A 14132-nucleotide genomic window follows, 5' to 3' on the forward strand; every position below is an offset into this window, starting at 1 on the left:
AGCGTGGCTTGCGTGGTACCGTAGGCGAGCGTTTGCAAGGAGTGGGTATGGCACAGGCCGAACAGTATTTTGTGGCTGATCCGCAGTCGAAAGATGTACGTAAGAGACTGCATGTTGTATTGCGCGGCAATGAGGCCGATGTTGAGGTTTCCAATGGCGTGTTTTCCGGCAATCGCGTGGATTTGGGAACGTCCGTACTGCTTCGTCAGGCTCCGGAGCCTCCTGAGGAGGGTACGTTCCTTGATTTGGGTTGCGGTTGGGGTCCGATTGCGTTGACACTTGGTTTTGCTTCGCCGAAGGCTGATATTTGGGCGTTGGACGTGAATGAACGCGCGTTGGATCTGACTCGTCGCAACGCCGAGCTCAATGGTGTGAGGAACGTTCGTGCAATCACCGCCGATGAGATCCCTTCTGATGTGACGTTTGATCTGATTTGGTCGAATCCACCGATTCGTGTTGGCAAGGATGTGCTGCATGAGTTGTTGATGACGTGGCTGCCACGTTTGAATGCGGGTGGTGCCGCCTATTTGGTGGTGCAGAAGAATCTGGGGTCGGATTCGTTGATTCCGTGGCTTGCCACGCAGCTTGGCGACGGTTATGAGGTAAGTAAGTACGCGAGTTCGAAGGGCTTCCGCGTTATCGAGGTTATGAAGGCATGAAATTCGAATATCCTTCCCAACTGCCGGTTTCCGCTGCACGTAGTGATATTGCCGAGGCGGTGAAGTCGAGCCAAGTGGTGATTGTGTCTGGTCAGACGGGTTCCGGTAAGACCACGCAGCTGCCGAAGATTCTGTTGGAATTGGGCCGTGGATCGCATGGCAGGCAGATTGTGCACACGCAGCCGCGTAGGTTGGCCGCTCGTACCGTGGCCGAACGTATCGCCTCGGAGATGGGCGTGCGTTTGGGCGACGAGGTCGGCTATCAGGTGCGTTTCACCGATGAGAGCTCACCGAAGACCCGTCTTCGCGTGGTGACCGACGGTATTCTGTTGGCACAGATTCAACGCGATCCGAAACTGATGCAATACGATACGATCGTTATCGACGAGGCGCACGAACGTAGTCTCAATATTGACTTTCTGCTCGGTTATTTGACTGCGCTATTGCCGAAACGCCGTGACCTGAAATTGGTGATCACGTCGGCGACGATCGACTCGGTGAAGTTTCAGGAGCATTTCGAACATGCTTTGCATACGAAAGTGCCAGTTATCGAGGTTTCGGGGCGAACCTACCCCGTGCAGGTCGTGTATGAGCCGCTGGGCACTGCTCCGGCATTGATGCGTTCCGTACCCGGTTTTGAAACGGGCGCGATGCCGGGCGATGCCGACTATGAGGCGTTGTCGGCCGCTCCCGACGCAAAGGATTCCCGCGAGCCGAACGTTGACATGCCGACGGCGGTGGCGCGCGCCTGTGCCGAGTTGGTGATTCATTCGAATCATGACCGTGGCCCGCGTGATATTCTCGTGTTCGCTTCGGGCGAGCGCGACATTCATGATTTTGAGAATGCGCTGCGCCATCATTATGGTCCGCGTGCCATTGATATGCGTCGTCCTGATGCGATTGAGATCGTGCCGCTGTTCGCGCGGCTGTCCGCCAAGGAGCAGCATCGCGTGTTTGAGCCGCATGACCATCAGCGTATTGTAATCGCTACGAATGTGGCTGAAACATCGTTGACGGTGCCGGGCATTCGTTACGTGGTCGACCCTGGCACCGCTCGTATTTCACGTTATTCGAAGAGCGCGAAGGTGCAACGGCTTCCGATTGAACCGATCAGTCAGGCGAGCGCGAACCAACGTTCGGGTCGTTGTGGCCGTATTGCCGATGGTATTGCGATTCGCTTGTATTCTCGCGAGGATTTCGAGACGCGTCCGGAATTCACGGAGCCTGAGATTCTGCGCACGTCGTTGGGCGCGGTCGTGTTGCATATGCTGTCGGTGGGTGTGGCTCGTACCGCGCAGGATGTTACGGATTTCGGCTTTATCGATCCGCCTGACATGAAGGCGGTGTCTGATGGTTTCAATGAGTTGACCGAGTTGAAGGCTGTGGCACGCAAGCATGGCGAGGTTGTGCTGACGCATACGGGTCGCATGCTTGCACGCATTCCAATCGACGTGCGTTTGGGCCGTATGATTATCGAGGCCGCGAAGTCGACCACGCCGAACACGTTGGCCGCGGTGCTGGTGGTGGTCGCGTTCCTGAGTTTGCAGGATCCCCGCGAACGCCCAGATGAGAATCGTGAGGAGGCCGACCGTATTCATAACCGGTATGCCGATCCGTCCAGTGATTTTCTGACCTCGTTGAACTTATGGGATCGCGTGTTCCAAGCTGATGGCGAGCCGAGTAATTCCGCGCTTCGTAGGATTTGCAAGACTGAGTATTTGAGTTGGCTGCGTATCCGTCAGTGGAAGGATCTGGTCACGCAGTTGCGTGAAATGTGCAAGGAATTCAAGTTCAAGGTTGGCGATCCGATTCCGGCTTCGCGTCCTCCGCTTGAGATTCGTCAGCTTCCGTTGAATCAGCAGGCTGCGCATTCGTTGTGTTGTTCGTGGGATGCGCAGGGTATTCATACGTCGATGCTTTCGGGCTTGTTGTCGATGATGGGCATGCAGATCGTGCGTGAGCCGAAGGCATCTGATTTCGCTGGTTTGAAGGGCGCTGCCCGTGCGCGTGCCATGAAGCGTGCGCAGAAGATGGCGAAGAATGATTATCAGGGTGCGCGTGGCACGCATTTCGCGTTGTTCCCGGCTTCCGCGGTTGCCAAGTCAACGCCGCAATGGGTGATGAGCACGGAGTTGGTGGAAACGAGCCGCTTGTGGGCGCGATATTCCGCCCAGATCGATCCTGCTTGGGCTGAGCCGTTGGCGGGTTCGTTGACGCGAACCACGTATGCGGATCCGCATTGGTCTGGTTCGCGTGGCTCCGCGGTAGCGAGCGCGAAGGTGCTGTTGTATGGTTTGCCGATCGTGCAGGATCGTACGGTGCAGTGGGGTCGTATCAATCCGCTGGAGGCCCGTGATTTTCTGATTCGTCAGGGTTTGGTCGAGGGTGATATTCAGCAGCGGTTCTCGTATGACGATTTCATTGCGAAGAATCGCGATGTGTTGGAGGATGCCGCCGATGACGCGAGTCGTACACGTCAGATGGCGCAGACGGTCAGTGATGAGGATCTGTTCGATTTTTATAATTCGGTGATTCCTAATACTGTCACGTCGGTTGCGGATCTTGCGAAATGGTGGAAGTCGAAGCGTGATGAGCAGCCGGATTTGTTGGATTTTGATCCGGAGAAGGTGGAGCGTCTTGCTGATGCCGAGTCGGTGTCGTTGGCTGATTATCCGGATCATTGGCATACGTTGGGTACGGACGGCTCCCCTATCGATTTGCGGTTGAGTTATGTGTATGATCCGCATGATCCAAACGATGGCGTGACCGTGCATGTGCCGTTGAAGGTGTTGTCTCGTTTGACACCGGAACAGTTCACGTGGAATGTTCCCGGATTGTTGGATGAGTTGATTGTCGGCATGATCAAATCGTTGCCGAAGACGTTGCGCGTGCAGTTTGTTCCCGCTCCTGATACGGCTCGTAAGATTCGTGCGTGGATTGATGAGAGGTATCCGGATCTGCCTGGTTCCGGTAGCCAGCAGAAGCCGAATCTTGCTCCTGCCAATGCGGAGGGTGTGGCCGCGTGGCCGGATTTGCCTCATGTGTTCACGCAGGCAGCCATCAGCATTGTTGGCGCGCAAATCCACCCTGAAGTGTTGAATGGTGAATTGTGGAGCAGGCTCACGCCGTATTTGCGCGTGACGTTCTCGGTGGAGCAACAGTTGCCTCCGAGTCGCAAGAGTCAGCATGGCAGGCGTCGTGCGCGGGGCCCCGTCAAGGTGCTTGGCACGGGCAAATCGTTGGTGGAGTTGCAGCGCAAGTTTGCGGAGCAGGCCGAGGCTTCCGCACGACAGATGGTGAAGAAGCAGGCGGAAAACGCTGGGAATCAGGGCAAGCTTGTGGAGCAGGCCAATCTGCTGCATAAGGCTGGTGCCACTACTGAAGCTCGTTCCACCATGCTGTGGCACGGTGCGCTTGATGTTTTGCGTATGCCGAGCGAGCGTATTTCGTCGCGTTGGTTGGGTGCGGAGGCGTTGATGTTGGCGTCCGCGCCATATCAGTCCACGAAGGATCTTGCTGAGGATCTGCAGTTGGCTGCGGTGAAGCGTTTGCTGCCGAATGTTGACGAATTGCCGGATGATGAGGCGTTGGCGAATGCGGTGCTTGATGTGCGTGAAGTGTTCGAAGATACCGTATATGCGGTTGCGCATGATGTGATCGTTATTTTGAAGCGGTATGCGGAAGTTGATAAAGCCGTGTCAGGCAAGGCTGATCTGCCGATGTTGAGTGTTTTGCAGTCGATTCGTGAGCATATCGCCACGCTGGTGTATCCGGGATTCATTGGTAAGACTCCCCCGGATGCGTTGGTGTCGATTGAACGGTATTTGCATGCTGACATGCTTCGTTTAGGTAAGGCGAAGAACGACAAGAATCGTGATGTACGTTGGGCTTGGGAGGCTGATGAGGCCAAGCAGTTGGCCGACAAGGCCATGGCGAAGGCCGAGCGTGAGCCTGCAGGTCCGCGTCATGAGGCGTTGATGAAGCAGGCGGCCACCGCACGTTGGATGCTTGAGGAATTCTACGTATCACTGTGGGCACAGGAACTTGGCACGCCGAAGCCGATCAGCCTGCAGCGCATCAAGAAAGCGTTGAGCTAACGCATATCATCTTTCATATTCCATTGCCGTCGATACTTGCAGTTTTCCAGTATCGACGGCAATGGTCCCTAACGAAATCATCCCCAACCGAACCATGGGTTAGCGATGTTTAGCGTTGCTTGAAGAAACGGAATAACTGCGTTTCACGTATCGTCATACCGACGAGCATGCTTGATACCATCACTCCAGCGAATATCGCACATGGCGTGCGCATCGCACCCAACCATACGGTCATCGCATCGGCGCTGCTCATGCGAACGCAATACGCGCTCAACAGCGCGACTGAAGAGGCACACGCCAAACCGCTCCAAATCATCGTTTCCGCAGTGATTTCCAGCAATTGCGCACCTTTGGACTGCCCTGAATGCAATGCGCCAGCATATTCCAATCTACGACGACGTACGCTGAACGCGCCGAACAGCAGCCCCACAGCCAATCCCAGCCACGGCATCCAACGGGTCATACGCTGCTCGTACGAAGCTTGCGCATCGTAATGCGAATCGAAACTCTTATTCACCTGCGTCACGCCGGCATTGGATGGCGAACCCGACGCAACCAGCGTGGAATATAACAAATCCCCCGTCTGCCCGCTTTGCGGCCACTGTCTGACCCAACATTCGTCGAACGTGCCATTCGACGCGGATACAGGCACCAGGAACGCGTAGGCGAATCGCGTGTCACGACCATCGTTCGGCCAATCAAACACGCCTGCGACGCTCATCGTTCCCTGTTCGGTCTGCATTACGCTGCCTTTGGTGAGACCAAAATCCTTGGCCACGTCGGTAGATATCCACACGCCGGACACATCGGACTTCGCGCTCCCGGCGATCATCCTAATCATGCCGGGCGTCACTTCATACGACGATATATCCTTGCCGGGCGTGGCAAGCGGCACAATCTGTTGACCGGCACGCATCGCACCGGCCAAGGTGCCCATCATACCGCCGCCAGCGTTGGCGAGCCTGTCGCATGCGGCTCCGTCCACCATTCCCCCGACGATGGCGTTAACGTCGGCATAGGCGTTGATGCGTTGCACCGCCTCGGTTTCAAGCCCCACCACATTGACGGCCTCGTATCCGCCGAGCAATGTAGACGCAAACAATACCGCTGCGAACATGAGCATCGCATGACTCACTCCCGCGCCAATATTTCGTAACGCTTCGGAAAGCACCGATCGTAATCGCATAATCGTCTACTCGCAGGTGAGATTGTTGAGTCCGCTGCCGATTTCCACATTGGATATCGAAGCGATGTCTTCGCTGTCGGCTTGCACGAGGCTCACGCCAAGTTCGCCTCCCACGATCGACACTTTCACGGGAGTGTTGCCATGGTTATTGGATTTGGGCACGATGCAGCCGGTTGAACCGTTGATGCCGAATACCGCGCCGGCAGGAACGCGCAGCACTCGCATCCGTTCGCTCAAGGCCAGAGTGGCGTCCAATCCCGCCTTTTTGGATTCCACGTCCACGGATTGATAGCTGTTGTTCGCTTCGACTTGTTGCAGGAACCCGGCATCCGTGATTTCAGTGGTATTGGCTGGCAATGTTCCCGTAATGCCGAATATCGTCAACGTGCGGTCCTGTGCGGATGCGGTGCCGTTTTTGATGGTGAGTTTCGTCAATGATCCGGGGATTTTGCCGATTGCGGTGCCGCCCGTCACCATGGCTCCGGCGGTTGCGCTCCACTCGTCAACTGCGACTTCGTGTCCGGGAATCCACAATATGTCGGCCAATGACAATGATCCGTCCGACGTATTACCGTTGTCGGTCATTAACTGCTTCCACCCGTCCGAGGTAGCCCACCCGTAGGTATCCGATCCGGGAACGCTGTTGTAGCCAAGTAAGTTGAGTTCATTATTCAGGGCGAGCACATCGCCGCCGGTGTCTCCGGTCTTCAAATCGCGATACAAGGGGGTTGCGGTGTTCAACGCCACTACCGTGCGATCGTTCACCTGGTAGGCGCCTTTGCCTGAGGTCAGGCCGTCGCCGGACCAGTCCGCGGTGACCATGCCACTCGCATTGCCGGAAAGGTCACGGTCACTGGAAATGGTGGGCACCACAGTAACCTGCTGCGTGCCCGCGTATTCCTGTACGCTGGCGGGAGCCACAGTCCTCTCCCCCGCCGAACTGAGCAATGTCGGAGTGCGGTCAGGCAGCCACAATGCGCAGGATCCGACCGCAATACAGGCTGCCGTGACAGCCGCCAGCAGAGTCCAAGTCACAGCAGTGCATTTCGAACGTTTCCTGCCCATCCTCTGCTTCATTCCGAATCGTCGCGTCATACTCACATATACCCCTTCTCACAACCAACAAGCACCATCAGCGAACACATCACCATGATTCCCCTGGAATCACTTACCTTCTCACCACAACTGTTCCGTATCGTCGGTCGCATATCCCACGTTGTAGCCGTTCGACACAAGGCAACTGCGCACTTGCAGGTTCTGCATGTCAAACGAAGTGTTGCCATCCGTTCCGGAAAACTCCTTGTTGAACCGGCTTACGGTATAGTCCTTCGGCACGAGCGAGTCTCTATGCAAACAATCGACCACGGCCTGCGCTTGATCGGCATACAGATTCGGATTGCCTACGATAATGCCGTACACATCTTGCACATCTGCAACATACTCATCGCCGCATTCCGTGGAATCATCGGAATATCGGGATTCCTGAATGGTCGTTCCCTGTTTGTGTCCAGCTTCGACGTAGAGTCCGCTCGGATATTTGATGAGTTTGATTTCCTTATATCCTTTGTCGATCATGCACTGCCGGTAATCAGACCAGGCTTTCTCATAATCCGACGTCGAAATCTCACCCGTACTTTTGGCTTTGTCCAATATCGTTTTCTGCGATTCAGCGATATTACCTTGCGATTCCCGCTGTTCGACCCATTCACTCAAAGACGCCGCCAATTTCTGTCCACCGGTTGACCCATTTTCGGATGATGATTCCGATGTGACAGAATCAGAAGATGTGCCTGTGGCATCCTGATTAATTGAGCATCCAGCCAAAAGCATTGACAATGCGACAGCAAGAACGCAAGTCTTGCAAAATGACATCCAAGAAGTCACCATCTTCACCCCCGTACTAATGTGCCACAGCGAGTGTAGCACTGCACGATAATGTGCATAGCAAGCGGCGTTTCCGAAAAACTTACTTGCATATACACAAATGAGGTAGGGTGGGTGTTGCATGGGGGTGATTGGCGGACTATAAATGATTGGCAAGGGTGCGTCGGTAAGGTGATTGCCTCGTGAAAGGTTGGCTATGCGCGTTGCGGTTGAGGGGTTGGCTCATCGATTTGAGGGAACCGATCTGCTGTTCGAGAATTTGAGTTTCGTGGCCGAACCTGGTGTAACCATTGCGATATGCGGTCCGTCGGGATGCGGCAAGTCAACATTGCTGTCGATTCTTGCAGGATGGGAGCAGCCTTACGCTGGCACGGTGACGCGAGAAGATGTGGATCGTGTTGGATGGGTGTTTCAGAATCCGTATGGTGTTGCGGAACGCACGGCGCTCGACCATGTGGTGTTTCCACTGCTCGCCAAGGGAATGAGCCGCCGCGAAGCGGAACCGAAGGCTTTGGAAGCGATGGAACTGTTCGATCTGGCGTATGCGGCGGACAGGCGTTTCTGCGATTTGTCTGGAGGCGAGGCGCAGCGTCTTATGCTCGCGCGTGCGGTATGCTCCAGGCCGAGCATGTTGCTGGTTGATGAGCCGACCGCCCAGTTGGATACGCGTACATCGCATTCCGTAAGCCATGTGCTCGGCAATCTGGCCGGTCAGGGCATGATCGTGCTGGTGGCAACCCATGATCCGGACACGCGGAACGCATGCGATCGCGTAATCGACCTAGCCGACTACGCTCCGCAAGTCGGCGGATCTACTGCCCAACTCGCCAACATCGCAGTCCCCTAATCGTTTTCCGCATTCTCAACGAATGACAGATAAAAACTTCCATAACTTTGCCGCTCTCAAAACCAATCGTTCAAACCACAACCAAATGCCATCAGGCTTACTGTTTGGCGTAGAAATCGCGTTCTCGAGCTACGAACGGGAGTAGCAGGGTTGTGGTGCCAACCGCACACAGCAAGAAGATCGCGCCCACAGGACCAAGCCACATCAATCCCAAATGGGTGTTGACCAGTCCGCCAACCGCGGAGCCGACCGCAATGCCGATGTTGAACGACATGGAGTTGAGCGACGCGGCCAGATTCAACGATCCCGGATGCGACTGCGAGGCAACATCCATATACAGCACCTGCGAGGCGGAATTCTGCAGATACATGAACATGCCAAGCACCACCAGCAGCAACGCACCATACACAGGCACCCAATGCGCTACGATCAGCGATGCCATAAGCACGGCGTGCGCGCAGTAGATCGGACGAATATGCGTCAGCGGTTCCACTCCCCTGCCACGGTCGGCAAGCTTGCCGCCATACAGGTTGCTCCACAGGCAGGCCGCGCCGAAAATCACCAGGCCGACGCTTAAATACTGTTCGGGAACATGCACTTCGTCTCGCATGATCGGCGTCAGATACGTGTAGAACACGTAAGTTGCCGCCGCGCCAAACACCACGTCAAGCACGCCCAGCTGAATACGACGGTCGAAAAACAGGCGGAATTGCGGCAGAAAACCAATCTTCACAATATGGCTGTTGCGCGGCAGCACCATCACCATGAGCACAATAAGCGCCACCGTAAGCACGTTCACCAAATGGAACGCCCAACGCCAACCGAACGTGTTCGCAACCCACGTGCCAACCGGCACACCCACCACGGATGCGATGGAGAAGCCAGAAAACACCCATGCGATGAACTTCGTGCGGTACTGTTCAATTGTTACATCGGGCGCGTACGTCATGGCGATGGCCACCAGCGTGCCAGATACCAACGCGATGAGGATTCGCGCCACCACGAGCACGCCATAATTCGGCGCGAACGCGCACAACACGTTGCCAATAAGAAACACCCCAACCAGTGTCAGATGCGTGGCAAAACGCGGAAAACGAGCCGACAACGCCGATCCGAGCGGCGTAACCGGCGCATACACAAACGCGAAAAGCGACACAAGATTGCCGATCGTCACCTCCGACACCTTCAAACCGGCCGCGATATCCGGCAGAATGCCAACGACAATGAACTCGCTCATGCCCAGCATGAAACTCAACGAGATCAGCACAATCACAGGCAGATTGAAAAAACGCTCCTTCGCCACATCACTCTTCGCCATACTCTTCTCCTCCATAGCCCCTCGCGCTCCCCACGCCTTGCCAGACTCACATTTCCCTTAGAAGCTTCTCACGTCAATCGATTGACGAATCAATCGTCAAACAAACGATAAGCCAAACGCGATACAATGACGCGCGATGACACGCAAGACAACCGCCACAGCAAAAAACAACCGCAAACCCAAGAAAAACAACCAGCCAAGCCTCACCAAACTCCGTAACGCCTGGAAAAAAGCAAACACCTCAAAACGCATCCTCATGGTCGGCGAAACACTGATAGCCAGTATCGTCGCGCTCGCGTTGATCGTTGGATTGGTACGATTCGTCGGCTGGCGTGTGCAAGTGGACGAAGCGGTCTCATCGCAGGAACAATTGCAGACGAAATACGATTTCAATCCGGGCAACATCATTTCAGATGGTCTGTTCTTCAACGGGAACGCGTTGAGCGAGCAGCAGGTGAACGCCATCATCGAAAAACAGGGGGCCACATGCAGCGGCGAGAAATGCTTGAAATCCATGACGTTTAGCACCGAATCGCAACCTGCCAACGAATACTGCGAAGCATATGAGGGAGGGCCGAACGAAAGCGCCGCAGCGATCATCTACAAATCGGGAAAGGCATGCAACATCAGTCAAAAAGTGTTGCTCACCGTGCTGCAAAAGGAGCAGCATCTGCTTACCGCCACCGATCCAAGCGACTTCCAATTCAAGTCGGCCATGGGATTAAGCTGCCCGGACGACGCGAACTGTGACCCGGAATATGCAGGTTTCTTCAAACAGGTGTATGGCGCGGCGAAACGCTACCAGTATTACGTGCAGCATGAGGATCGCTACGGATACCATGCGGGCACGCTCAACTATATTCAATACAATCCGGACGCCAGCTGCGGCGGCAGCAACGTGTACATCGAAAACAAGGCGACCGCACTGCTGTACATTTACACGCCTTATCAGCCGAATACAGCCGCATTGGATGCAGGAGTCGGCGAAGGCGACGCCTGTTCGACCTACGGCAATCGTAATTTCGCGATCATCTACGATTCAATGTTCGGTTCCCCACGCGGCTGATCAGCAATTGTAGATACAAGTTTTCAGGCATATAAAAACCCGCTGTGCGATCATTTTCGACCACTTCAGCGGGTTTTTGATATGCGATTTTCGATTATGGAAAGCCGCTACAGCTTCGGCAAGTACTTCTTCAGTTCGAACGGAGTGACCTGCTTGCGATACTCCTCCCATTCCTGACGCTTGTTGCGCAGGAAGTATTCGAACGCGTGCTCGCCGAGCACGCTGGCCACGAAGTCGGACTTCTCCATAACCTTCAACGCCTCGTCAAGAGACTCCGGCAGCGGCTGGATGCCCATGGCCTGCCGTTCCGCATCAGTAAGCTCCCAGACGTCATCGCTGGTCGGCTCACCCAACTGCATCTGCTTGTCGATACCATCGAGCCCCGCGGCCAAAAGCACGGAGTATGCGAGGTACGGATTGGCGACCGGATCGAGCGCACGGAATTCCATGCGGGCGGAATTGCCCTTGCCTGGCTTGTATTGCGGAATACGCAGCAACGCGGAACGGTTGTTGTGTCCCCAGCAAATATAGCTTGGAGCCTCATTACCGCCCCACAAGCGCTTGTAGGAGTTGACATACTGGTCGGTGACGGCGCAGATTTCAGCCGCATGGTACAGAATGCCGGCGGCGAACTGGCGTGCGGTGACGGACATGTTGAATTCCTGACCCGCCTCATAGAACGCGTTGGAGTCACCTTCGAACAGGCTCAAATGCGTGTGCATGCCTGAACCTGGAGCGTCGGAAAGCGGTTTCGGCATGAAGCTGGCATGAATGCCACGCTCCAGCGAAATCTCCTTGACGACGGTGCGGAAGGTCATGATGTTGTCGGCCGTAGTGAGCGCGTCCGCATAACGCAGATCGATCTCGTTCTGGCCTGGACCCGCCTCATGGTGCGAGTATTCCACCGAAATGCCCATCTGTTCGAGCATGTTGACGGTGGCGCGGCGGAAGTCCATGCCAGGGCTGCGCGGCACATGGTCGAAATAGCCGCCCTCGTCAATCGGAGTCGGCGTCTGAGACCAATCATCCTGCCTTTCGAATAGATAGAATTCGATTTCCGGATGCACGTAGAAGGTGAAGCCCTTTTCCTTGGCTTTCGACAGAGCCTGCTTCAGCACATGACGCGGATCGCCCAATGACGGCTCGCCATCAGGGGTGAGCACGTCGCAGAACATGCGCGCGGTGCCCTGCGGACCGCCACGCCACGGCAGAATCTGGAATGTCGACGGATCGGGTTTGACGATCATATCGTCTTCGGACACACGGGTGAGGCCTTCCACCGCGGAGCCGTCGAATCCGAGCCCTTCCTCGAACGCAGCTTCCAATTCAGCCGGTGCGATAGCCACGGACTTCAATGTTCCCAACACATCCGTGAACCACAAACGAATGAAGCGCACGTCGCGTTCTTCAACTGTGCGCAAAGCAAACTCTTGCTGTTTATCCATAGTGCCCCATCGTTCCATGCGCATGTTACGAAAGTCGTTAACACGCGCCGCAATATGACGAGACCGTCCACGTTGTAGACGGTCCTATCATCATTGGCTTGTCGAACAATGTTCAGCGTGCGACTTCGAGCGCTTCTTCCAAGGTGAAGGCACGCGCATACAGTGACTTGCCGAGAATGGCGGAGTCCACGCCTAAATCGGCGAGCTCCTTGATGACACGCAGATCATCGAGCTGGGAAATACCGCCGGACGCAGTGACCTTCGCATCGGTACGTTCCGCGACTTCACGCAGCAGGTCGATATTCGGGCCGCTCATCATGCCGTCGCGGGCCACGTCGGTGACCACGTAACGGGAACAGCCGACGGAATCCAGAAACGCCATGGTTTCGAACAGATCGCCGCCTTCCTTCACCCATCCGCGTGCCGCGAGGGTGTGGCCGCGCACATCGAGGCCGACTGCCACGCGATCACCGTACTTCTTGATGACGGAAGCGGTCCAATCCGGATTCTCAAGAGCGGCCGTGCCAATGTTCACACGGGCTGCTCCTGCTTCCAAGGCCGCATCGAGCGATGCATCGTCACGCACACCGCCGGACATTTCAATATTGACTTTGCCGCCCAGTTCCTTGACGATGGCACGCAGCTGGTCACGGTTGTTGCCCGTGCCGAACGCGGCGTCAAGATCGACCAGGTGAATCCATTCCGCACCGGACTCAACCCACATGCGAGCGGCCTCCAACGGCGAACCGTAGTCGGTTTCCGAACCGGATTCACCCTGGCGCAGGCGAACGGCCTTGCCATCACGAACATCGACGGCGGGAAGCAATGTCAAAGACATGTCTGTACCTCTCTGTGATCAACCGATCGCCATTACATGGCAATCGCAAGTATGTGCATCAAATAAGCGTGTATCAATCGTATATATAGAAGTCATCGTCAAAACAGGCGATGACGATCTCATATCATCAGAATGTCGCCATCCAATTGCGCAGCAGCTGTGACCCCGCTTCGGCGGACTTTTCAGGGTGGAACTGCGTGGCGAACAGCGGACCACGCTCGTAGGCCGCCACGAAACGGCTGCGTCCGTACGTGCACCAGGTCACGTGCTCCTCGGCGTCACCGAAATCAAGCTGGTCGCCGGACATGTCGGCGGGAGTGGCACTCATCGCGGCGAAGGAATGCACGAAGTAGAAACGCTCGTTCTCCACGCCCTTCATGAGCACGGAACCTTCCGGCGCCTCGACGGTGTCCCATCCCATGTGAGGCACCACATCAGCGTCAAGCAGTTCCACATCGCCTTGAATCAGACCAAGGCCCGGAGTGCCGGTGCCATGCTCCATACCACGTTCGAACATGATCTGCTCGCCCACGCACACGCCGAGCACCGGTCGGCCGGCACGCAGACGATCCTTGATCACGGTGCCTCCGCCCACCGACTTGAGGCCTTCCATGCATGCACCGAAAGCGCCCACGCCAGGCACTACCAGACCATCGGCTTCCAAGGCCTGCCGATGGTCGGAAGTGAGGGTCACGTCAAGGTCGAGATTGGTCAGCGCACGAACCATGGAACGCACGTTGCCGAAACCATAATCGAAAACCACCACGGAAGTCATGGGCGTTCTCCTTCTTG

11 protein-coding genes are annotated in these 14132 nt (G+C 55.8%); 4 read left to right on the forward strand and 7 right to left on the reverse strand.

Features of this window, described 5'->3' with window-relative positions; translation table 11 throughout:
- The first annotated feature begins 47 nt into the window (after window positions 1-47).
- A complete protein-coding gene (locus BBKW_RS07205) occupies window positions 48-659 on the forward strand; it encodes a class I SAM-dependent methyltransferase (protein WP_193786570.1) in 612 nt (203 codons plus the stop codon).
- On the forward strand, window positions 656-4756 hold the full coding sequence (gene hrpA / locus BBKW_RS07210; RefSeq protein WP_033500479.1) for an ATP-dependent RNA helicase HrpA: 4101 nt from the start codon (window positions 656-658) through the stop codon (window positions 4754-4756). Before BBKW_RS07205 ends, hrpA begins: the two co-directional genes overlap by 4 nt.
- 109 nt (window positions 4757-4865) lie before the next feature.
- On the opposite strand, the gene BBKW_RS07215 is transcribed toward hrpA, so the two are convergent.
- The 3 genes from BBKW_RS07215 to BBKW_RS10745 form a co-directional block, all read right to left on the reverse strand.
- The gene (locus BBKW_RS07215; protein ID WP_033500478.1) at window positions 4866-5942 is read right to left on the reverse strand and encodes a hypothetical protein; all 1077 of its coding nucleotides are present in this window, start codon (window positions 5940-5942) and stop codon (window positions 4866-4868) included.
- A 6-nt stretch (window positions 5943-5948) separates the two neighbouring features.
- Complete coding sequence (locus BBKW_RS07220; RefSeq protein WP_228428979.1) at window positions 5949-6977, reverse strand: hypothetical protein; 1029 nt, start codon at window positions 6975-6977, stop codon at window positions 5949-5951.
- 141 nt (window positions 6978-7118) lie between these two features.
- Window positions 7119-7655: a hypothetical protein gene (locus tag BBKW_RS10745; RefSeq protein ID WP_033500477.1), complete on the reverse strand. Its 537-nt coding sequence runs from the start codon at window positions 7653-7655 to the stop codon at window positions 7119-7121.
- Window positions 7656-8022: 367 nt separating this feature from the next.
- Here BBKW_RS10745 and BBKW_RS07230 point away from each other — a divergent pair, with 367 nt between their 5' ends.
- Complete coding sequence (locus BBKW_RS07230) at window positions 8023-8673, forward strand: ABC transporter ATP-binding protein (protein WP_033500476.1); 651 nt, start codon at window positions 8023-8025, stop codon at window positions 8671-8673.
- A 97-nt stretch (window positions 8674-8770) separates the two neighbouring features.
- Here BBKW_RS07230 and BBKW_RS07235 read toward each other — a convergent pair whose 3' ends face one another.
- Entirely contained in the window at window positions 8771-9991 is a 1221-nt protein-coding gene (locus BBKW_RS07235) for an MFS transporter (RefSeq protein ID WP_033500475.1), read from the reverse strand.
- Between the two features lie 136 nt (window positions 9992-10127).
- Here BBKW_RS07235 and BBKW_RS07240 point away from each other — a divergent pair, with 136 nt between their 5' ends.
- The gene (locus BBKW_RS07240; RefSeq protein ID WP_033500474.1) at window positions 10128-11057 is read left to right on the forward strand and encodes a hypothetical protein; all 930 of its coding nucleotides are present in this window, start codon (window positions 10128-10130) and stop codon (window positions 11055-11057) included.
- Between the two features lie 107 nt (window positions 11058-11164).
- Here BBKW_RS07240 and glnA read toward each other — a convergent pair whose 3' ends face one another.
- The 3 genes from glnA to hisH all read right to left on the reverse strand — a co-directional run bounded on the left by glnA (window position 11165) and on the right by hisH (window position 14115).
- The gene (gene glnA / locus BBKW_RS07245) at window positions 11165-12502 is read right to left on the reverse strand and encodes a type I glutamate--ammonia ligase (protein WP_033500473.1); all 1338 of its coding nucleotides are present in this window, start codon (window positions 12500-12502) and stop codon (window positions 11165-11167) included.
- 112 nt (window positions 12503-12614) lie between these two features.
- Window positions 12615-13340: a bifunctional 1-(5-phosphoribosyl)-5-((5-phosphoribosylamino)methylideneamino)imidazole-4-carboxamide isomerase/phosphoribosylanthranilate isomerase PriA gene (priA, locus tag BBKW_RS07250; RefSeq protein WP_033500472.1), complete on the reverse strand. Its 726-nt coding sequence runs from the start codon at window positions 13338-13340 to the stop codon at window positions 12615-12617.
- 127 nt (window positions 13341-13467) lie between these two features.
- Window positions 13468-14115 (reverse strand): imidazole glycerol phosphate synthase subunit HisH, encoded by a 648-nt coding sequence (hisH, locus tag BBKW_RS07255; RefSeq protein WP_033500471.1) that lies wholly within the window; start codon window positions 14113-14115, stop codon window positions 13468-13470.
- Window positions 14116-14132 lie beyond the last annotated feature (17 nt).

The sequence above is a fragment of the Bifidobacterium catenulatum subsp. kashiwanohense JCM 15439 = DSM 21854 genome, from assembly GCF_001042615.1.
Lineage (GTDB): Bacteria > Actinomycetota > Actinomycetes > Actinomycetales > Bifidobacteriaceae > Bifidobacterium > Bifidobacterium catenulatum.

Bases quoted from the DNA above. Each gene is read 5' to 3' on its own strand.
- BBKW_RS07240 (WP_033500474.1), top strand. From the start codon at position 10,128: ATGACACGCAAGACAACCGCCACAGCAAAAAACAACCGCAAACCCAAG.
- BBKW_RS07205 (WP_193786570.1), top strand. From the start codon at position 48: ATGGCACAGGCCGAACAGTATTTTGTGGCTGATCCGCAGTCGAAAGAT.
- BBKW_RS07215 (WP_033500478.1), bottom strand. From the start codon at position 5,942: ATGCGATTACGATCGGTGCTTTCCGAAGCGTTACGAAATATTGGCGCG.
- hrpA (WP_033500479.1), top strand. From the start codon at position 656: ATGAAATTCGAATATCCTTCCCAACTGCCGGTTTCCGCTGCACGTAGT.
- BBKW_RS07230 (WP_033500476.1), top strand. From the start codon at position 8,023: ATGCGCGTTGCGGTTGAGGGGTTGGCTCATCGATTTGAGGGAACCGAT.
- BBKW_RS07235 (WP_033500475.1), bottom strand. From the start codon at position 9,991: ATGGCGAAGAGTGATGTGGCGAAGGAGCGTTTTTTCAATCTGCCTGTG.
- hisH (WP_033500471.1), bottom strand. From the start codon at position 14,115: ATGACTTCCGTGGTGGTTTTCGATTATGGTTTCGGCAACGTGCGTTCC.
- glnA (WP_033500473.1), bottom strand. From the start codon at position 12,502: ATGGATAAACAGCAAGAGTTTGCTTTGCGCACAGTTGAAGAACGCGAC.
- priA (WP_033500472.1), bottom strand. From the start codon at position 13,340: ATGTCTTTGACATTGCTTCCCGCCGTCGATGTTCGTGATGGCAAGGCC.